Source organism: Leifsonia sp. NPDC058230, assembly GCF_042882245.1.
Lineage (GTDB): Bacteria > Actinomycetota > Actinomycetes > Actinomycetales > Microbacteriaceae > Leifsonia.
Genome location: NZ_JBHVWM010000003.1, coordinates 331024 through 350812 on the forward strand (window position 1 = coordinate 331024; position 19789 = coordinate 350812).

Below are 19789 nucleotides of genomic sequence, written 5' to 3' on the forward strand. Positions count from 1 at the left end.
CAGCAAACGCAGTAAGCGCAGTAAACGGGGAGGACGGCGACCGGATGGGGTCCCACGTGTTCGACGTGATCATCAGTGGCGGTGGGCCGACGGGGATGATGCTGGCGAGTGAGCTGCGGCTGCACGACGTCGACGTCCTCGTGCTGGAGAGGGATGCGGTGCCGAGCACGGCGGTCCGGTCGTTGGGACTGCATCCGCGCAGCATCGAGATCATGGACCAGCGCGGGCTGCTCGAGAGGTTCCTCGCTCACGGGACGCAATATCCGGAAGGCGTCGGCCGGTTCGCCGGGATCGCCAACCCGCATCCGGTGCACCTCGACACCGCCCACGCCTATGTTCTCGGCATTCCGCAGCCGGTCACCGATCGTCTGCTGGCCGAGCGCGCCGCCGAGCTCGGCGCGGAGATCCGCCGCGGCTCCGAGGTGACGGGCATCGAACAGGACGACGAGGGCGTCGGCGTCGAGCTCGCCGACGGCACCCGGGTGCGCTCGCGCTGGCTGGTCGGCTGCGACGGCGGACGCAGCCTCGTGCGCCGGATGCTCGGCATCGGCTTCCCGGGCGAGCCCGCCAAGACCGAGTGGCTGCTCGGCGAGGTGGAGGTGACCGCGCCGGCGGACGAGGTGGCCGCGGTGGGGGAGGAGGTGCGCAAGACGCACCGGGGCTTCGGTATCGGCCCCGCCGGTGACGGCCTGTGCCGAGCGGTCGTACCGGCGGCGACCGTGGCCGAAGACCGCTCGGTGCCGCCGACGCTGGAGGAGTTCCGGACGCAGCTGGTCGCGTACGCGGGCACCGACTTCGGCGTGCACTCACCGCGCTCGCTGACCCGGTTCACCGACGCCACGCGGCTCGCCGAACGCTATCGGGCGGGGCGGGTGCTGCTCGCGGGCGATGCGGCCCACGTGCATCCACCGCTGGGCGGGCAGGGTCTGAACCTGGGCATCCAGGATGCGTTCAACCTCGGGTGGAAGCTCGCGGCCACGGTCGACGGATGGGCGCCGGACGGCCTGCTGGACAGCTATTTCGCCGAGCGTCACCCGGTCGCCGACGACGTGCTCACGATCACCCGCGCCCAGAGCGAGCTCATCTCTCCGGATCCGGGCCCCCAGGCCGTGCGCCGGCTGCTGACCGAGCTGATGGACTTCGACGACGTCAGCAGTTTTCTGGCCGAGAAGGTCGCCGGGATCGGGATCCGCTACGACTTCGGCGACGGACCCGAGCTGCTCGGCAGACGGCTGCGCGACCTCCCGCTGACCCGGGGCCGGCTCTACGAGCTCACCCACGCCGGCCGCGGGCTCCTGCTCGACCGGACCGGCGGGCTCTCGGTGGCAGGATGGGCGGATCGGGTCGACTACGTCGTGGACGCCGGCGCGCAACTGGACGCACCCGCGGTGCTTCTCCGCCCCGACGGCCATGTGGCATGGATCGGCGACGACCAGAGCGACCTGCTCGGCCACCTGCCCGCCTGGTTCGGGGCCGCTTCGTAGCTCGGCGGAAGGTGCGTCCGCGCCGCCGCGCAGATCCCGTCTTCCGGGCGCGGCAGACCAGCCGTGTCGCCGAGCGCGTATTAGTCTGCAACTCATACAGGCAACAGATGGGATAATTCCATGCATTCTTTGCCGCGGCTCGTTCTCTCGAGTCTGAGTGGTTTTGCACTGGTGGTGGGTGCCCTCACCGCTGCGGCTCCGGTCGTTCCGTCAGCCGACCCGTCGGACGCCGCCACTGCGGCTCCCACGGCACCCGCGTCACCGGTTCCCTCGAGTCCGGCGCCGAGTCCCACGCCGACACCGAGCCAGGCGCCAACGCCGTCGATCACGCCGCCCGCCGTGTCTCCGGATGCGCCGATCAGCGGCATCCCGGGTGATCCGTCGCTGGAGACGATGAACGCTGCGGGGAACCACAGCATGGGGTCGACCGTCGCGGCCAACGACCCGGCCGCCGTGGCCCCGCCGAGCAGGTTCCGTTCGCTCGCGGCGGCGGCGTCCCCGCCGGGAATCCCCGGTCTTGACGTCAGCGGCTGGCAGGTGCTGAACGCGTCCAGCTGGGCGTCGATCTGGGCGAACGGTGCGCGGTTCGCCTACGTGAAGGCCACCGAGAACACCAATTACGTGAGCAGCCAGTTCAACGAGCAGTACACCGACTCCTACAACGTCGGGATGCTGCACGGCGCTTACCACTTCGCGACCCCGAACACGTCGAACGGTGCCGCACAAGCCAACTGGTTCCTCGACCACGGCGGTGCGGGATCAGCGGACGGCCGCACGATGCCGCCGCTGCTCGACATCGAGTACAACCCGTACGGCGCGACCTGTTACGGTCTGAACGCGGCGCAGATGGTGGGCTGGATCCGCGACTTCTCCAACACCGTCCAGGCTCGTATCGGCCGGTTGCCCGCGATCTACTCGACGACGAACTGGTGGATCCAGTGCACCGGCAACAGCCCGGCGTTCTCGGCCAACCCGCTCTTCATCGCCCGGTATCCGAACAACATCGCGGACGGAGCGGGAACGCTTCCGGCCGGATGGCCGTCGTACACGCTGTGGCAGTATGCGAGCTCGGGGATCTTCCCGGGCGATCAGGATGTGTTCAACGGCAACCTGACCCAGCTCCAGACCTACGGACTCGGCTCGAGCCTGGTCAGGACGATCGCCAACGCATCCGTCTACCTGGTGTCGGGCACGGACAAATACCCCGTGACGGGCCTCGTCTCGCTGGGCTCGCTCAGTCCACTCGGACAGATCGCGTACGTGCCACAGGCCTATCTCGACCAGTTCACGACCAGACAGGCGGTCGGCAGGGTCATCCGGTCACCCGATGGCACGATCTGGTACTTCGACTCGGGCATCAAGCTGTCGTTCGGCTCCTGCGCCATGGTGGAAGACTTCGGCGGCTCCTGCGACCCGTCCGGATACGTGCAGCTGACGGCCGCCCAGAGCGCCCAGTACGCCACGGGTCCGGCGATGCTCCCACTCGTCACGTCGAGCGGCGGTCCGCGCTACGACATCAAGGACGGCGCGCGGCACGAGGTTCTGGATACAGCGTCGCTGACCCAGGCGGGACTCGGTCAGAACACCCACTTCCTGTCGCCGACCGCGGTCTCCTATCTGCCCTTGGGCACCCCGGTGGTGAGGGATGACGTGTACGCGTCGGTCGCAGGGACCTCGACGTTCGCGCTGCTGACCGGAGGAAAGGTCTCGGCCATCGATCCGAGCGCCGCGGCCCTCCTTGGTCTGCCCGGACGAGCGGTCGGCAGCCTTCAGGCCGCGAGCATCGCTCAGCTCCCGGCGACGAACCGGTTCACGGGGGCGTTCCAGGCTGCGGGGAGTTCGACGATCCAGGTGCTCGGCCAGGGAGGACTCTCCCCCTGGGCGGCAGGGGTCGGCGGGGCTCAGTTCGCGCCGGTGACGGTCCCGGCATCGTTCCTCACGTCGTACGCCAGCAAGACGCCCGTCGCGGCGGGCACGGCGGTCATGTCGACGGCGAACGGCACCGTGTATCTGGTGATGCCGAACGACATCCGGCCGATCAGCTCGTGGGATTCGCTCATCGCGCTCTCGGGCGGCAAGGATCCCGTGATCACCGTGGTTCCGCAGGCGCTGATCAGTTCGCTGCCCAACGGTCCGGTGGCCCTTACTGCGGGAACCCTGGTGCGCAGTCCGAACAACGCAACGGTCTACCTGGTCAACGGCGTGACGAACAAGATCGCATTCTCCAATTTCGACTACCCGGCGTCAGCGGGAATCGACTCGTTCACGTTCACGACGGATGATCGACTCGCCGCGTACCCCACGTCGAGCTCGCTGCTGGGTTACGGCGTGCTCTGCGGCTCGCAGAAGTACCTGAGCGCGGGCGGGAGCATCCACGTCGTGTCGTCGGCGGTGAGCGGGCTCTATCCGCTCAGCTACGTGCAGCTCGACGACTTCACCTGCACGCTGCTGAGCAAGGGGGTGAACGCCACGGCGTTCATCCGCACGCCGGATGGCTCGATCTACTACCTCAACGGCGGCCAGAAGCATCCGATCTCGTCGATGGCCCGCTTCGCGCAGCTGTCGGCGGGTCAGCCGTACCTCGACGTGTCGGCCATGTTCGCCGCCACGTACGCAACGGGAGGTCCGGCGTAGGTCGGCCGCCGGCGACCGCGTCGCGGCGTCACTTCAGGTTCTGATGTGACGCCGTGAACGCGATCGCGTCGGCCGTGACGCCCACCAGGCCCAGGTTGACCTTCAGCAGTTGCGGCGGCAGTCCGTCGGCGGGTGGAGGGGTCGACGCTCCGAGGGTGATCGGGTCGCCGTCGAGCAGGGTCGCGGTCACCGAGTCGACGTAGACCTGCACGTGACCGCGCAGCTCCATCCGGTCGGCCGTCGTGAGCAGCACCGGGCCCGTCTCGTGCCGCACGGTCAGGGTGAAGTCGTCGATCGTGATGGTGTCGGCGACGAGCTTGAGCACGGGGGTCTTCGACCCGTCGGCGAGGGGGACCTCGACCACGGTGACGGACTGGAGTCCCGTGAAGGAGATCGAGGAGCCGCCGAGCTGGGCCGGGGGCTGCGTGAAGGTGGGGGCTCCCGCATCCGGAACCGCCGGGGTCGGCAGTGCCGAGGGGGTCGGCGCGGGAGAGGCGGACGGCGAGCCGGGGGAGACCGGCAGGGTCGGCAGCGGGAGTGGCGACGTTGGGCCGGGCGCCGGCGTGGGTGCACCGCACTGCATGAGCAGGGGGATGCAGAACTCGGTCGGTGCAGACGTCCGCACGGCCCCGAGTCCGGTGGCGGCGAGCGCGACGCAGAGCGCGACCGCTCCGCGGCGGCGCGCGCGACCCTGGCGGGCGGTCAGGAGGGGCTCCCGGTCGTCGAGGTCTCGGCCTTCGGCATCCACGCGACAGTGAGGATGCCGCCCACCGCTCCGAGGAGCATCCCGATGAAGAACCCGCCCAAGTTCACGCCGATGAGCGAGTAGACCGACACGGCCAGAGCGATGACGCCGTAGAAGATGCGATGCACGGGCATGACGACGGCGAGCACGCCGAGCAGAACCAGCACCAGCGGGATGATCGTCGCCTGCAGCCCCTCGATGCCGAGCTGCACGTGGATCTTCCCGAAGTCGAGCTGGCCGGAGAAGAACAGCTCCACGCCGGCGAGCACGGTCAGGAGTCCGCCGACGAACGGGCGCTCACTGCGCCACGCCCGGAAGCGCGACCAGCGGCCGGAGTGGGTCACGATGGTCATGGGCTAGAAGCATCCCTTGGAGCCGTCGGTGAGCTGCACGTGCATGCCGGTGAGGGTGAAGACCGAAGCCTGCGTGCTCCACGCCGTCTGCTGGAGGTTCGTGATCTTCACCGTGTCGGCATCCTGTGCGAAGTCGCCGGCGGAGCCCTTCGCGCTGGTCTTCACGGTGGAGGCGTCGACGCCGATCCGGATGTTGCCGAAGGTCGAGTCGCCCTTGAGGTCGGTCATGCCGATCTGGAGGTCGGATGCGCTGGCCGGCTTGCCGCCGCCACCCGCGGTGATGAGCAGGCCCACCTTGCCCATCGGGGTGTCGGTGACCACCGACTGGCACAGGTCGGCGAGGGTCGCGGAGTTGATGTTCGCGATGGCGACCTGGTGGTCTTTCCCGGCGGTGTCGGGGGCGACGCCCGCGTACTGGGAGAAGCCGGTTCCGTCGAGCTGCGAGGCGCTGATCTGGAACTGGCTGCCGGAGACGGAGAACGAGACGGGCACCGCACCGTTGGCCACGCCGGCCATCAGAAACGTCGAGACGAGGGCGACGGGGATGGCGGCGAGCACGAGGCGTCCGCCGTGCGTGCCGGTGAGCTTGCGGGACTTCACAGATCCTCCTTGATCCAGAGCGAGACCGAACTGGGGCGGAGCGGCCCCCATCCGGGTGACACGCTCGTTTCGTTTGCGAGCCTAATGTCTATTGACCGAATGTCAATAGAGGTGCGCCGGATAGGCTCGCAGCATGCAGGAGGATCGGCGCACCCGGTTGACCCCGGAGGAACGCCGTGCCCAGCTGGTCGCGATCGGCGTGGAGTCGCTCGCCGAGAATCCCCTGGAATCCGTCACGATCGAGTACCTGTCCACGCAGGCGGGCGTCTCCCGCGGGCTGCTCTTCCACTACTTCGGCTCGAAGAACGGGTTGCGCCGTGAGGTGGTCAGGACCGCGCGCGACAGCATGCTGCGCGCGACCGAGCCGTCGCCCGACCTGCCGCCCTCCGAACGGCTGCGCGACACGCTCACCCGGATCGTGCAGTTCGTGCGGGACCACCGCGGCACGTTCTACTCGCTGGTGCGCGGTGTGGCGAGCGGCGACACCGAGGTGCGCGCGGTGGTCGAAGAGGCTCGCACGCTCCAGGCGGAGAGGGTGATCGCGGTGTTCCTCGAGCTCGGCGTGCCGGACACGGAGCTCCTTCGCATCGCCCTGCGCTCGTGGGTCGCGTTCGCCGAAGAGGCGCTCGTCGAGAGCGCGCTGGGCACCGAGCTGCCGTCGGAGGAGATCGTCTCGTTCCTGGAACGGAGCGCCAGGGCGGTCGCCGAGTCGGTGGGGGAGACGCGATGAGCGGTCGACGGATGCGCAAGGCCGTGCTCGGGGTCCCCGTCCTGATCGCCGGTCTCACGCTGGTGGGGTGCAGTCAGCCGAGCGTGTGCCCGGCCATCGGCTACCTCTACCGAGGGCCGGCCGTCGTGGAACTGTCGGGGCCGCCCGCCGGGGGCGCCACCCTGGCGGCGTGCTTCGGCGACGAGTGCGAGCCTGCTGTGGTGGAGCGCAGCGACGGCACGACGTGGGAGATCCCGCAGGAGGCTCCGTACCTCGACTCGGCGGCGGCTCCCGCCGGGACGGTGAGGAGTCTCCGGGTGGTCGTGACCGGCGAGGATGCGGGCGTGCTCAGCGACGCCGTGCACGAGATCCCGACCGAACCGGTGGGTTCCCGGTTCGGCGACTGCCCCGGACCGTTCCGGTTCTCGACCCTGCACATCACGGTCGACGCCTGATCGGGCCGGCGCCCGCGCACGGACCGACGACGAAGGCGGCCGGTCCGAGACCGGCCGCCTTCGCGGATTGCAGCGTTGCTGGTGCTACGGGGTGGGCGTCGGAGTGGGCGTCGCGGTCGAACCGGTGCCCGCCTGCTGCACCGCGGTGCCGACGAAGGTCGCGAACGCGCTGGCGTCGCTGACGCTGCCCGAGTAGCGCTGGCCGTTGACGAGCACGGTGGGGGTGCCGAAGCCGCCGCTGGACGGGTTGACGAGGTCGGGGTCGCTCACGACCGCCTTCGTCTGGTTGGTGATGAACGGCGCGAACCTCTGATCGTTGACGCAATCGGTGATCTGCTGCGAACTCACGCCGGCGTCCTTGAAGATTCCGAGGATCTTGGAGTTGGACAGGCCGCCGCCGGTCTGCTCATCGGGCTGGTTCGCGTAGAACGCCGTGTTGATGGCGAAATAGTTGTTCGGGTCGTAGTTGGCGACACAGGCTGCCGCAGCCGCGGCCCGGGTGGAGTAGTTCTTGTTGCTCACGCTGTCGAGGATGGACACGGGGTGGATCTCGACGGTCGCCTGACCGTCGGACATCCACTGTTCCATCTGCTGGGTGTTCGCCTGCTCGAATTCGAGACAGATCGGGCACTGGTAGTCGACGTACATGACGATGTGCGCCGTCTGGCCGTCGAGCTTCGGCGTCGTCGGGGTCGCATCCTCACCCTTGGCGATGGCCGGAGTCGTCACCGCCTCCGTGGGGGAGTTGAGCAGGATTCCGCCACTGAGCATGTTCTTGGGGTTGGCGACGTTGTTCGAGGCGCTGACGCCGTTGAAGATGAAGACGCCGACGATGGCGAGCACGGCGAGGATGCCGACGATGACCGAGCCCTGCACGACGAACTTGCGGCGCTTGGCCTTCTTGGCCGCCTCCTCGCGCATCTGGCGGGCGTGCTCGCGAGCTTCTTCGCGACGGTCCCGTTTGTTGGGCCCGGAGGCGCCCCTACCTGTTGCCATTCGGCTTTCTTCCCATCGACGGTGAACACTTCCCCATCGATGCTATTGGGTGAATGCTTTGAGACCGCTGAGGCGGGTCGTACGGTTGCCCGTGAAATCCTCGGGCGCCCATGCTTTGCGAGCGCTGAGGCGTGTCGTACGGTTGCTTCGTGTTCTCCCAACGGATATCGCGATGACGGACCACGACGACGATGGTTCGGGAAAGGCCACGGCTGGCGCTGAGTACGCGGAGCGCCTCCGCCGCCTCGACAACTCCTGGTGGCGCCGCACACTCAACGTGCAGGCGCCGTACCGGTGGAACGTCCGCAGGCTCCACCTCGGCCGTGTGCTCGACATCGGATGCGGCCTCGGGCGTAACCTCGCGCACCTCGGCACCGAGAGTGTCGGCGTCGACCACAATGCCGAAGCGATCGCCATCGCCCGGGCGCGCGGGTTGACGGCGTTCACCAGCGACGAGTTCCCCAGCTCGCCGTATGCGGTGCCGGGCCTGTTCGACTCGGCGCTGATGGCCCATGTCGCCGAGCACCTCGATCGCGATTTCGCCGTCGAGCTGATGGCGAGCTACCTGCCGTATGTCAAACCGGGCGGGGTGGTCTGCTTCATCACTCCGCAGGAGCGCGGGTACCGGTCGGATGCGACGCACGTGACGTTCGTCGACTTCGACGGACTCGAGACCCTGAGCCGCAGACTCGGCCTGATGCCGGTGCGGCACTACTCGTTCCCGTTCCCGAGAGTCGCCGGGAAGGCGTTCACCTACAACGAGTTCGTGGCGCTGGCGCGCAAACCGTAGCCGCACGCCCGCGAGCCCGAGCGCATCCCGCTCTCAGGAGGCGGGGAGGATGCGCGTGAAGTGGTGGGGGACGCCCGCCCAGACCGTGGTGACCTCGACCGGACGACCGGGTGCGGGTGCCTGGATGAGCACGCCGCCGCCCAGGTAGAGGCCGATGTGCTCCTCGTCGTCGAACACCACGAGGTCGCCGGGCTGCGCCTCGCTCGCGTCGATGCGTGTGCCGGCGTCGTCCTGCAGGTGCACGAGGTGGCCGAGCTGGATGCCGACGGTGGCGTACGACACCATGACGAGTCCCGAGCAGTCGATTCCCGAGTGGCTCGTGCCGTCCATCACGTACGGGTCGCCGAGGTAGGTGAGCGCGGTGGCGACGATCTTCTGCCGCGGACCGCTCCCCGAGAGGGCCGCGCTGATCGCCGAGGCGGCCTGCTTGCCCGCGGCCCCGCCCTGCCCGGCGATCACGCCGGCGAGCGCTGCGGCGACGGGGTCGTTGCGATCGGTCAGGGCTGCGCTCTCGAAGTTCGCGACCGTCATGGCCTGAAGGTGCTGGTGGCCCTCGGCGGCGGCGGTCACGTAGTCGAGCGGTGCCGTCGTCGTGGCGGCCTCGGCCGGGAGCGCGAACATGACGCTGCTGACGAGGGCGATGGCAGCGGCGGACGCGGTCATCGCTGTGGCCCGGGCGCCCGACGGCCTCGATGTCCTCGACGGGGACGACACGCGGGCACGAGGGGGTCGACGTCTCCGAACGGCCCGCGTCGGCGGCGCGGCCCTGTGTCGTCCTCGTTCGGCGTCGTCGCCTCGTGTCTCGTTGTGCATATAGTCGCCCAGCCTAGGAGCGGGAGCATGGGTGTCTCCCGAGTCCCACCGGCGTTTCGGGGCCGTCTGCATAGACGTTCTCTCAGGATGCGCGCCTACTCGGCCGGCGACGCCTGCCGGCTGATCTCCACATCCTCGACCCGCGCACGGGGCATGGCGAGCCCGGCGATGATCGTGAGCACGGCGACAACGGCGACCGCGACGAACACGGCCTGCGAGGCCGCCTGCACGGTCGCGGGATCCTGTTCGCCGCCGACCGAGGCGGCGATGATCGAGTTGGCGATGGCGCCGAAGACGGCGACGCCGACCGAGCTGCCGATCGATCGGGCGAACAGGTTCGTGCCCGTCACGACGCCGCGCTCGTTCCAGCCGACGCTCGACTGGGCGGCGATCAGCGTCGGGGTCGCGATGAGGCCCATCCCGAGTCCGACGATGAAACAGCTGACCGCGACGAACAGCACGCTCGGATGCGACGCCGTCAGAGCCAGGACGACAGCGCCGACGATCGCGATCCCGGTTCCGAGCAGGGCTGTGTTGCGGAAGCCGATGCGCAGGTAGAACCGCCCGGAGAGGGCTGCCGCGATCGGCCAGCCGATCGTCAGCGCTGCGACCGCGAGCCCGGCGATGATCGGCTCGACGTGGATCGTGCCCTCCAGGTAGGTGGGCACGTACGACGTCAGCCCGATGAGCACGGCGCCGACGCCGAGCGAGATGAGGGTGGTGGTCACGAGCAGCCGACGGGAGAACATCCACAGCGGCAGGATCGGCTCGGCGGCTTTGCGCTCGACGAGCACGAACGCCACGAGCAGCAGGGCGCCGATCACGAAGGCGCCGATGCTCCACACGGAGTTCCACGCCCACGCCTGACCGCCCTCGAGCACGGCGAGGATCAGCAGACTCATCCCGAAGGTCAGCAGGGTCGCGCCCGCGTAGTCGATGCGGTGCTTGCGCGGCTCCACCTTCTCGTGGAAATTGCGGATGAGCATCCACCCCGCCAGGATGCAGAGCGGCACGTTGACGAAGAAGATCCACCGCCACGAGGTGAACTGCGAGAAGACCCCGCCGAGGGTCGGGCCGACCACCGACGAGATCGCCCAGACGCTCGCGAGGTAGCCCTGCACCTTGGCGCGCTCGGCGACGGTGTAGATGTCTCCGGCGATCGTCACCGCCATCGGCTGAACGGCGCCCGCGCCCAGTCCCTGGAGGGCGCGGAACGCGATGAGCGCGGGCATGCTCCACGCGAATCCGCACAGCACCGAACCGATCAGGAAGAGTCCGATCCCGATGAGGACGATCGGCTTGCGCCCGATGGTGTCGGAGAGCTTGGCGTAGACGGGCACGGATGCCGCCTGCGCGAGCAGGTACACCGAGAACAGCCACGGGAACTGCGTGAAGCCGCCGAGGTCGTTGACGATCGACGGCACGGCCGTGGCCAGGATGGTCGAGTCGATCGCCACCAGCCCGGTGGTGAGCATCAGGCTGATGAGAACGGGGCCGCGCTCGGATCGGAATCCGACGCCGGCGGTGGTGGGGATGGTCATGAGCTCCTGGGGGTTCCGGGTACTTAACGTTCTACAACAACGCGGGCTGTTGCGCCGCATTCCCGCCGATTCCGACCTCGGCTTCTGCAGACGGTGCTTGACGCGGGTGATCACAGAGGAGAGAATGTGAAACATGTCTTTCACATCGGCCAGACCGGAGGATCGCCGCCAGGTGAGCGACGCGCGCGCGCTGCGTGCGCTCGCGCATCCGCTTCGCCTCGCGCTGCTGAACCATCTGATGGCGTTCGGGCCGCAGACCGCGAGTCAGTGCGCCGAGGTGGTCGGATCGACGGCGTCCAACTGCAGCTACCACCTGCGGTCGCTCGCGCGCTTCGGGCTGGTCGAGTCGGTCGACCCGGTTGACGGTCGCGAACGGCCCTGGCGCTCGACCGCCACCGGCCTCCAGTTCGGGCACACCGACGACCCCGCGCTCTCGCTCGGCGTCGACTCCGCCCAACGGATGCTCGTGGAGAAGCAGATCGACGACGAGGCCGCACTCACGCGCCGGGCCGTCGCCCAGCGGGACGAACTCCCCGAGCAGTGGCAGGACGCGACGATGCTCAGTGGATACGCGCTGCGGCTCACTCCACAAGAACTGCGCGACCTCGGCGAAAGACTCGACGCGCTCATCCGGCCGTACATCGGCCTCACCCGCACCGACCCACCCGAAGGAGCCGACGTGGTCGCCTTGCACCTCAACGCCTACCTGCACCCGGATGCGGTGCGACCGTGACCGGCACAGACCCCGGCAGCGGCGACGCCGGCCCGGACACCGCCACGGCCCCGCGCCCCGCGACGCGCTCGCCGCTCCTGCGGCGCGACTTCGCCCTCGTCTGGGCGAGCAGCTTCGTCTCCGACACGGGGGACTGGCTGCTGATGATCGCGCTGCCCCTTTTCGCGTTCGCGGCGACCGGCTCGGCGCTCGGGGCCTCGACCGTGTTCCTCGCCGAGCTCATCCCGATGCTCGTGCTCGGCAGCTTCCTGGGCGTGCTGGTCGACCGGTGGGACCACCGCCGCACGATGATCGTGACCAATCTCGTGCAGGGCGCCATGCTGATCCCGCTGCTCTGGGCATCCGCCGACCGTATGTGGATCGTCTACGCCGTCGCGGCGATCGAGGCCTGCCTCGGCGCCATGGTCAATCCCGCCAAGCAGGCGCTCGTGCCGCGGCTCGTCGATCCCGAGCAGCTCGGAACCGGAAACGCCCTGATGGCGGTGAGCGAGAACCTGGCGCGCCTGATTGGGTCGCCCCTCGGCGGTCTCGCGTTCACCCTCGTCGGCCTCCCGGGCGTGGTCGTGATCGATGCGGCCAGCTACCTGCTGAGTGCGGGCCTCGTCGCGCTCAGCCGCCCGGGCGAGCGGGAACCGCACCCGTCGGACGAACCGATACCGCGACTCCATTTCTTCCGGCAGTGGCTCGACGGGCTCTCGACCATCCGGCGGGTGCGCCCGCTGGCCGCCGTCACCGGCATCACCACGCTGGCGCAGTTCGCCCAGGGGATCTTCCTCGTGCTGTTCATCGTCTACGTGCTGCAGAACCTCGGGGCGAGCGACGCCGAGGTCGGTCTCCTGCGCGGGGTGCAGGCGATCGGCGGTGTGATCGGCGGTCTGCTCACCGGGGTGCTCATCCGGCGATTCGCGCCACGCACGCTCGTCGGCTGGGGCTACCTCGTGTTCGGTGCGATCTCGTTGATCACCTGGAACCTCTCGGGGGTCACCACGGTGGTGTGGGTGTACGTCGGGCTGTTCATCATCGTGGGCATCCCCGGCGTCGCCACGATGACCGGAATGATCACCATCGTGCAGCGTGTCACGCCACCGGATGCGCTCGGTCGCGTCTTCGCCAGCGTCACCACCTTCGGCGGTGCGGCCCAGGGTGCCGGCCTGCTCGTGGCCGGTCTGCTCGCCGAGCGGTTCGATGTGGTGGCGATCCTCAACGGCCAGGCCGGGGTCTATCTCCTGTGCGGAGTCCTCGGCCTGGTACTCCTCGGCCACAAGGGCGACACCGAGCCCGCGAGGTGACGCCATTAGCGCGAAACTCGCCCGCATTTCCCGGGAATGCACGGATGTGCCCGTAGGGTGGCCGTGTGTGGCGACTCGACAGGAAAAACGAGGATGACGACGTAGCGTCGGTCATTCCAGACGACGACGCCCTGAACCCCCAGAACACGACGTCGCCGCATGCGCTCAGCCTCGGCGACCCGGGGCTCGTCGCCGGAAACATCGCTGAGCCGGTCTGGCAGCGCTGGAGAGAAGAGATCTCCGGCCTCGGCGGTGCCTCGCCGTTGCTGCACTTCGAGGACAGCCCGCGCACCCGCATCGAGTTGAGCTCGACGCACCCGGGAGGCCTGCCGCCGTTCATCACCGGGCAGAGCACGTTGCTGTCCAGCCTGATCCGCGACGAGCTTGCGCTGCGCACGGCGCGCGCCGCCGCCAACGCGATCACGGCGAAGGGCATCGAGCTGCGCTCGGTTCGCGGCATCGAATCTGTGCACCTCGCGATCGGCCTGGCCCAGTGGCGGCACGGCGGCGATGAGTTCACCGCTCCGATCCTGCTGCGCCCGCTCGCCATCCGCCGCTACGGTCGCGATTTCGAGCTGAAGCTGAAGGGCAAGCCGTTCCTCAACCCGGAACTCGCCCGAGCCCTGGTCGAGCAGTTCCAGATCACCCTCGACGCGGATGCGTTCGTCGCCCTCGCTCTCACCAACGGCGTCTTCAAGCCGCAGCCGGTCATCGACCGCCTGCGCGGCCTCACCTCGCACCTCGCCTGGTTCAACGTGCAGCCCCGGCTTGTGGTGTCGTCGTTCGCCGATGTGGCCACAGCGCTGAGCGCCGAGGCGACCGACCTCGACAACGCCGTGCTGAACTCGCTGGCGGGCAACCCGTCCGCACGCCGTGCCGTGGAGGGCGCGTTCAACCCGGTGACCGCCCTCCGGCAGGACGAACGCCCGCCGACCACGGACACGCTGCTGCTCGACGCCGATGAGGAGCAGGAGAACGTCGTCGCGCAGATCTCCGCCGGCAACTCCGTCGTCGTGAAGACCCTGCCCGGCACCGGCGGAACCCAGACCATCGTCAACGCCATCGGCGCGCTCGTCGGCCAGCACAAGCGCGTGCTCGTGGTGAGCCCGCGGCGCTCGAGCCTCGACGACATCTCCCACCGCCTCACGCAGGTCGGCCTCGCCGGACTCGCGGTGACCCCGCGCACGCTGCGCCGGGACGTCATCCAGTCGATCGGCCGCAACGAGAAGGCCACGCAGCCCCGGGTCAACGATGTGGACGACGCGCTGGTGCGCCTCCGCAAGGTGCTGCTCGACTACCGCGCCGCGCTGACCCGCAAAGACCCCGTGCTCGGCGTCTCCGTTCTCGAGGCGCTCGGCGAGCTCTCGCGGCTCTCCCTGCTGCCGACCCCGCCGTCGACAACGGCACGCCTCGATCGCGAAGCCATCGAGCTGCTCGCGCGCGACCGGGCGATCGCCGCGGACTCGCTCATCAAATCGGCCCGGCTCGGAGAGTTCCGGTACGGCCCGAACGACTCGCCCTGGTACGGCGCATCCTTCGCCACCACCGCGGAGGGCAATGCGGCCCACGACCTCGCCAAGAAGCTCAACCGCGCCGAGCTGCCGCGGCTGATCGAGCGCGCGAAGACCCTCATCGGGCAGACCCGGATGCGCCCCTTCGAGTCCATCGCGGAACTCGGCGTCTACCTGCGCCTCCTCCTCGACGTGCGGGAGACGCTCGACAAGTTCCAGCCGGCCGTCTACGACCGCTCGCTCGCCGAGCTGATCGCGGCGACGTCGACGCGCCGCGAATCCCCGAACATGTCCGGCGCCAACCGCCGCCGGCTCCGCAAGCTCGCGCTCGAGTACGTGCGCCCGGGCGTGCACGTCACCGACCTGAACGAGAGCCTGCGGCGCATCCAGCAGCAGCGCATCCTGTGGCAGCGGTTCGCAGCGGCAGGTGTCGTGCCCGAGCTGCCGACGGGACTGGCGGATGTGCAGGTCGCCTACCAGCGCGTCGCCGAAGACCTCGCCCGTCTCGACATCCCGCTGCGCCGCACCGGATCGCCGAACTCGCTGTCCGTGCTGCCGATCGACGAGCTGACCCGCCAGATCGCGGGACTGGCCGCCGAATCCGAAGTCCTCGCCAACCTGCAGGAACGCACGGCGCTGCTCGCCGAACTGCGCGACCGCAAACTCGACCCCCTGCTCGCGGACCTGTCGCAGCGCCACGTTCCCGACACGCAGGTGAGCGCGGAGCTCGAACTCGCATGGTGGCAATCCGTCCTCGAGAGCCTGCTCGCCTCCGACCGCGCGCTGCTCAGCGCCAACACCGGCGTGCTCGACCGGCTCGAAGCGGACTTCCGGCTCGTCGACGAGGCCCACGCCTCGGCGACGGGGCAGCAGCTGGCCTGGATGCTCGCCGAAACCTGGAAGATCGGCATCGTCGACTGGCCCGAGGAGGCCGTCGCGCTCAAGAAGCTGCTGAAGGGCGACCAGACCACGGCCGAGACCCTCAACGCCGCGGCGCCGCACCTGGCTCGGCCGCTGGCGCCGGTCTGGCTCGTGTCGCCGTACGAGATCACCTCGATCAGCAGCGAACTGAGCTTCGACGCCGTCTTCCTGGTGGACGCCGGAGCCTCGAGTCTCGCCGAGAACGTCCCGGTCATCCGTCGTGCCCGTCAGGTCGTCGCGTTCGGCGACCCGGTGACGCAGACCCCCTCGCACTTCGATATCGGCGTGCACGAGTACGCCAAGACGGTCGACGCCGTTGACGTGGACTCGGCCCACGCCGACTCCGCGCTCGCCCAGCTCTCCGAGCTCTTCCCGGTCTACACGCTCACCCGCAGCTATCGTGCCGGTGGTGAGGACCTCGCCGACCTGGTCAACCGCCGCTTCTACGGCGGCATGATCGATTCGCTGCCCTGGGCGGGAACCTACCTGGGCCATGGCAGCCTCACTCTCAACTACGTCAGCGGCGGCCAGGGGATGCCCGACTCCGACACCGGTGCGGTCGAGAGCACCGACGCCGAGGTCTCGAAGGTCGTGGAGCTCGTGCTCGAGCACGCCACCGCGCGCCCCCGTGAGTCCCTCATGGTCATCACCGCCAGCGAACGGCATGCTGTGCGCGTCAACCAGGCGGTGCTCGCGGCGTTCGCCAAGCGCACCGAACTGGCGGACTTCATCCTGAAGGACCGCGCCGAACCGTTCACGGTCGTCACGCTGGAGCAGTCGGTGGCGCAGAGCCGCGACCGCGTCATCTTCTCGATCGGGTACGGGCGCACACCGCACGGCCGCCTGCTCTCCAACTTCGGCGCGCTCGCCGAGCCGGGAGGAGAACGCCTTCTCGCGGTCGGGATGACGCGGGCCCGCCGGTCGATGGACATCGTCTCCTGCTTCAAGCCGGAAGACATCGACGAGTCGCGGATGCGCCACGGGATCGCCGCTCTCGCCCAGGTTCTCGGCGAGGCCGACCAGATCGCCGCATCCGCACCGCAGTATCTGAGCCACGACACCGAACCGATGCTGCTCGACCTGGCCAGGCGTCTCGCCCGCCGCGGGCTCGACGTGCAGCTCGGCTATCGCGGCAAGCTCGCGCTCGTCGCCTCGAACGCCGGCCGTGCCGTCGCCGTCGAGACGGACGACGACGTCAACCGCGGCAGCCTGCGCGAGTCGCTGCGGCTGCGCCCCGATGTGCTCCGCCGCCTCGGCTGGCACTACCTGCGCGTGCACAGCTTCGAGCTCTTCGCCGACCCGGATGCGGTCGCCGCGCGCATCGCCCGGCTCATCGGCGTCACCGACGTCAGCACCGAGACGGCCCCGATCACGCTGCCCGGAGTTCCGGTCGCTCTGTAGCGGCGACCGCTCGCCCAGGCACTCGCGGTTCGCGCTCGTCGCAGGCGGTTACGCTTGACCGGTGAGTGACAGCCCCGCGAACGAGCAGCGACCCGTGCGCCGGCATCGGCGTGCGCACCTGCCGGCCGTGCCGGGCACCGACCCGACACCGCAGGCGACGGATGCGCCGACGCGCGCCACCGAGGACACCGACCGTGCCTGGGGCGACCGCGGCGCCGACAGCAACGACGACCGCCTCAAGCGAGACGTTCCGCCGCACTGGTGAGTCGCGGCAGATCGACCTTCGCGGCGCCCGGGGAGGTCGATCCGGCGCGAGTCGGCGACTCTACTCGGCGTGCTTGCCGGTGCCGGGTGCGATGTCAGGGGTGCCGGCGGCCGGTGCGGTGCGCTGCGTCTGCAGCAGGTCGCGGATCTCGGTGAGCAGGTCGAGCTCGGTGACCGGGGCCTCCGGCTCCACGACGCCCTGGTTGCGCAGCTTCTGGGCGTGATTCTTCGCGAGATTGATCGGATACACGAACACGAAGTAGACGACGACCGCGACGATCAGGAACTGGATGACCGCGCCGACCACTGCTCCGAACTTGATCTGCGCATCGCCGATGGTCACGACCATCGAGTTGTCGAGACTCTGTGCCTTGAAGGCGGCGCCGATCAGCGGGTTGAAGACGTTGGTGACGATCGAGTTGACGACCGCTGTGAAGGCCGCGCCGATGACCACCGCGACCGCGAGGTCGATGACATTGCCGCGGAGGATGAACTCCTTGAATCCCTTGAGCAAAGGTCGTTCCTTTCGATGAGGATCAGGACGATCAGGAGGAAGTGGAGGTGGAGGAGGAAGACGTGCTGGCGGCGGGCGCGCTCGGTGCGGGGGTGCTCGGCTTGCTCGCGCCGGAGCCGGTATCCGAGCCCGAGCCCGAGCCCGAGCCCGAGCCGGACTCCTTCGAGCCGCCGGTCTTCGCAGCGCGCGAGTCGGTGCGGTAGAACCCGGATCCGTTAAAGGTCACGCCGACCGTCCCGAACATCTTTCGCAGGCTGCCGCCGCAGGTCGGGCAGACGGTGAGCGCGTCGTCCGTGAACGCCTGCTGGGTGTCGAAGGCGGTTCCGCAGTCACGGCACGAATACGAGTAGGTGGGCAAATCGGGCTCCAGGTGGATCAGGGGTGTCGGATGGCGCGGATCGTCAGGAGAACTGGACGATCCTGGTCGGGGTGACCGCGCCGTCCACGGGCTGGTCGTGCCGTTCGCGCGGCACTTCGTCCACGAGTTCGCCGTCGTAGAGGACCGCATACACCGGGGGACATTTTTCCATGCTGCCGATGGTCTTGTCGAAATAGCCGCGACCCCAGCCCATCCGCATTCCGGTCTGGTCGACGGCGGCAGCGGGAACGACGATCAGGTCGACGTCGTTGATGGCGATCGGGCCGAGCAGCTCGCCCACGGCCTCGGGCATCCCGTAAAGCCCCTCGGTCTCGCTCTCGCCGTCACCGGTGGTCCAGTCGAGCAGTCCGTCTTCGCGGGAGACCGGCAGCAGCACGCGCAGACCCTGCGCGTGCGCCCAGTTGAGGAACGGTCGGGTGTCCGGCTCGTTCGAGGTGGAGAGGTAGGCGGCGACGGAGCGGATCGAGAGGTCGGTGGCGAGGTCGACCAGATTGCGGGTCAGTCCCTCCGACGCGGAGCTGCGTTCGGTGCTCGTGAGGTTGTGTCGTCGTTCGCGGAGTTCGGCTCGCAATGCGCGCTTGCGATGGGCGGCAGTATCCGAATCCATGACGCAATCCTAGGATATTGCGCCGGGAGGGTCCGGCAAATGCCGATAACCTGATCAAATGGCAAACCGCGTAACGAAGGCCGTCATCCCCGCCGCCGGTCTGGGCACCCGATTCCTCCCGGCGACGAAGGCGATGCCGAAGGAGATGCTCCCGGTCGTCGACAAGCCGGCCATCCAGTACGTCGTCGAAGAGGCCGTGGATGCGGGGCTCCACGACGTGCTCATGATCACCGGCCGCAACAAGAACGCGCTCGAGAACCACTTCGATCGCGCGACCGAGCTCGAGGCGTCGCTGGCCAAGAAGGGCGACACCGACCGACTCGAGAAGGTCAATTACTCGACGAGTCTGGCCGACATGCACTACGTGCGTCAGGGCGACCCCATGGGTCTCGGCCACGCCGTGCTCCGCGCCAAGATGCACGTGGGAGACCAGGCCTTCGCGGTGCTGCTCGGCGACGACATCATCGACAGCCGCGACCCGCTGCTCAGCCGGATGCTCGAGGTGCAGCAGCAGAAGGATGCGACCGTCGTCGCGCTGCTCGAGGTCGACCCCAGCCAGATCCACCTCTACGGCGCCGCCGCCGTCGAGACGACCGGCGAAGACGATGTGGTGCGCATCACCGGCCTCGTCGAGAAGCCCGACCGCGAGAACGCCCCCTCGAACTACGCCATCATCGGCCGCTACGTGCTGCGCCCCGAGGTGTTCGGCGTGCTGGAGCACACCGAGCCAGGCAAGGGCGGCGAGATCCAGCTCACCGACGCGCTGCAGACTCTCGCCACCGACGAGAGCATCGCCGGTGGCGTTTACGGTGTCGTGTTCCGCGGCCGCCGCTACGACACCGGTGACCGCCTCGACTACATCAAGGCCATCGTGCAGCTCGCCGTCGACCGGGCCGACCTCGGCCCCGACCTGCGCCCGTGGCTGCGGGACTTCGCCGCGGGCCTCGACGATACGCCCGACTCGCGCGAGATCGTCGAAGAGATGACCGCCACGCCCACGGGCTCACTGACCATTCCTCACAACTAGCGCCCACCGCAGCGCCGACACCA

The 19789-nt window shown here is 68.9% G+C and carries 19 protein-coding genes and 1 pseudogene; 11 read left to right on the top strand and 9 right to left on the bottom strand.

Annotated elements, in window-relative coordinates; genetic code table 11:
• Positions 1-56: 56 nt before the first annotated feature.
• Positions 57-1484: a rifampin monooxygenase gene (gene rox, locus ACFVV0_RS11455; protein ID WP_387062687.1), complete on the top strand. Its 1428-nt coding sequence runs from the start codon at positions 57-59 to the stop codon at positions 1482-1484.
• 120 nt (positions 1485-1604) lie between these two features.
• Complete coding sequence (locus ACFVV0_RS11460) at positions 1605-4118, top strand: lysozyme (protein WP_387062690.1); 2514 nt, start codon at positions 1605-1607, stop codon at positions 4116-4118.
• 28 nt (positions 4119-4146) lie between these two features.
• On the opposite strand, the gene ACFVV0_RS11465 is transcribed toward ACFVV0_RS11460, so the two are convergent.
• Genes ACFVV0_RS11465 through ACFVV0_RS11475 form a run of 3 tightly spaced genes read right to left on the bottom strand, consistent with a single transcriptional unit; the run spans position 4147 to position 5816 of the window.
• Positions 4147-4866 (bottom strand): hypothetical protein, encoded by a 720-nt coding sequence (locus ACFVV0_RS11465; protein WP_387062693.1) that lies wholly within the window; start codon positions 4864-4866, stop codon positions 4147-4149.
• Positions 4821-5216 (bottom strand): DUF6114 domain-containing protein, encoded by a 396-nt coding sequence (locus ACFVV0_RS11470; protein WP_387062696.1) that lies wholly within the window; start codon positions 5214-5216, stop codon positions 4821-4823. The genes ACFVV0_RS11465 and ACFVV0_RS11470 overlap by 46 nt, the downstream gene beginning before the upstream one ends.
• Positions 5217-5219: 3 nt before the next feature.
• Entirely contained in the window at positions 5220-5816 is a 597-nt protein-coding gene (locus ACFVV0_RS11475; RefSeq protein WP_387062699.1) for a DUF6230 family protein, read from the bottom strand.
• 133 nt (positions 5817-5949) lie between these two features.
• On the opposite strand from ACFVV0_RS11475, the gene ACFVV0_RS11480 reads away from it, so the two are divergent.
• Positions 5950-6546 carry a TetR/AcrR family transcriptional regulator gene (locus ACFVV0_RS11480; RefSeq protein WP_387062702.1) on the top strand — a complete coding sequence of 199 codons (597 nt, stop codon included), beginning with the start codon at positions 5950-5952 and terminating at the stop codon, positions 6544-6546.
• On the top strand, positions 6543-6980 hold the full coding sequence (locus ACFVV0_RS11485) for a hypothetical protein (RefSeq protein WP_387062705.1): 438 nt from the start codon (positions 6543-6545) through the stop codon (positions 6978-6980). Before ACFVV0_RS11480 ends, ACFVV0_RS11485 begins: the two co-directional genes overlap by 4 nt.
• Before the next feature lie 84 nt (positions 6981-7064).
• Here ACFVV0_RS11485 and ACFVV0_RS11490 read toward each other — a convergent pair whose 3' ends face one another.
• Positions 7065-7976, bottom strand: a complete 912-nt coding sequence (locus tag ACFVV0_RS11490; RefSeq protein ID WP_387062707.1) for a DsbA family protein — start codon at positions 7974-7976, stop codon at positions 7065-7067.
• 172 nt (positions 7977-8148) lie between these two features.
• Between ACFVV0_RS11490 and ACFVV0_RS11495 the strand changes: the two genes are divergently transcribed.
• A complete protein-coding gene (locus ACFVV0_RS11495) occupies positions 8149-8766 on the top strand; it encodes a class I SAM-dependent methyltransferase (protein WP_387062710.1) in 618 nt (205 codons plus the stop codon).
• Between the two features lie 33 nt (positions 8767-8799).
• Here the strand turns inward: ACFVV0_RS11495 and ACFVV0_RS11500 are convergent, their stop codons facing one another.
• Together ACFVV0_RS11500 and ACFVV0_RS11505 are read right to left on the bottom strand one after the other, a co-directional pair.
• On the bottom strand, positions 8800-9429 hold the full coding sequence (locus ACFVV0_RS11500) for a C40 family peptidase (RefSeq protein ID WP_387062713.1): 630 nt from the start codon (positions 9427-9429) through the stop codon (positions 8800-8802).
• Positions 9430-9674: 245 nt separating this feature from the next.
• Positions 9675-11120 (bottom strand): MDR family MFS transporter, encoded by a 1446-nt coding sequence (locus tag ACFVV0_RS11505; RefSeq protein ID WP_387062716.1) that lies wholly within the window; start codon positions 11118-11120, stop codon positions 9675-9677.
• Between the two features lie 133 nt (positions 11121-11253).
• Between ACFVV0_RS11505 and ACFVV0_RS11510 the strand changes: the two genes are divergently transcribed.
• The 4 genes from ACFVV0_RS11510 to ACFVV0_RS11525 all read left to right on the top strand — a co-directional run bounded on the left by ACFVV0_RS11510 (position 11254) and on the right by ACFVV0_RS11525 (position 17240).
• Positions 11254-11853 (top strand): ArsR/SmtB family transcription factor, encoded by a 600-nt coding sequence (locus ACFVV0_RS11510; RefSeq protein WP_387062718.1) that lies wholly within the window; start codon positions 11254-11256, stop codon positions 11851-11853.
• Positions 11850-13142, top strand: a complete 1293-nt coding sequence (locus ACFVV0_RS11515; RefSeq protein ID WP_387062721.1) for an MFS transporter — start codon at positions 11850-11852, stop codon at positions 13140-13142. Before ACFVV0_RS11510 ends, ACFVV0_RS11515 begins: the two co-directional genes overlap by 4 nt.
• 65 nt (positions 13143-13207) lie before the next feature.
• A complete protein-coding gene (locus tag ACFVV0_RS11520; protein ID WP_387062723.1) occupies positions 13208-16975 on the top strand; it encodes an AAA family ATPase in 3768 nt (1255 codons plus the stop codon).
• A 61-nt stretch (positions 16976-17036) separates the two neighbouring features.
• Positions 17037-17240, top strand: coding sequence for a hypothetical protein (locus ACFVV0_RS11525; protein WP_387062725.1), 204 nt, complete (start codon positions 17037-17039; stop codon positions 17238-17240).
• A 60-nt stretch (positions 17241-17300) separates the two neighbouring features.
• Here ACFVV0_RS11525 and mscL read toward each other — a convergent pair whose 3' ends face one another.
• Positions 17301-17753, bottom strand: a complete 453-nt coding sequence (gene mscL, locus ACFVV0_RS11530; protein ID WP_387062727.1) for a large conductance mechanosensitive channel protein MscL — start codon at positions 17751-17753, stop codon at positions 17301-17303.
• A 47-nt stretch (positions 17754-17800) separates the two neighbouring features.
• Here mscL and ACFVV0_RS11535 point away from each other — a divergent pair, with 47 nt between their 5' ends.
• Positions 17801-17956 carry a hypothetical protein gene (locus ACFVV0_RS11535; RefSeq protein WP_387063587.1) on the top strand — a complete coding sequence of 52 codons (156 nt, stop codon included), beginning with the start codon at positions 17801-17803 and terminating at the stop codon, positions 17954-17956.
• Between the two features lie 14 nt (positions 17957-17970).
• Here ACFVV0_RS11535 and ACFVV0_RS11540 read toward each other — a convergent pair.
• Positions 17971-18261: pseudogene (locus ACFVV0_RS11540) on the bottom strand (FmdB family zinc ribbon protein); the annotation flags it as partial.
• Positions 18155-18739, bottom strand: coding sequence for a 5-formyltetrahydrofolate cyclo-ligase (locus tag ACFVV0_RS11545; protein ID WP_387062730.1), 585 nt, complete (start codon positions 18737-18739; stop codon positions 18155-18157). The gene ACFVV0_RS11545 and the pseudogene ACFVV0_RS11540, both read right to left, overlap by 107 nt.
• A gap of 58 nt (positions 18740-18797) precedes the next feature.
• On the opposite strand from ACFVV0_RS11545, the gene galU reads away from it, so the two are divergent.
• Positions 18798-19766 carry a UTP--glucose-1-phosphate uridylyltransferase GalU gene (galU, locus tag ACFVV0_RS11550; protein WP_387062733.1) on the top strand — a complete coding sequence of 323 codons (969 nt, stop codon included), beginning with the start codon at positions 18798-18800 and terminating at the stop codon, positions 19764-19766.
• Positions 19767-19789 lie beyond the last annotated feature (23 nt).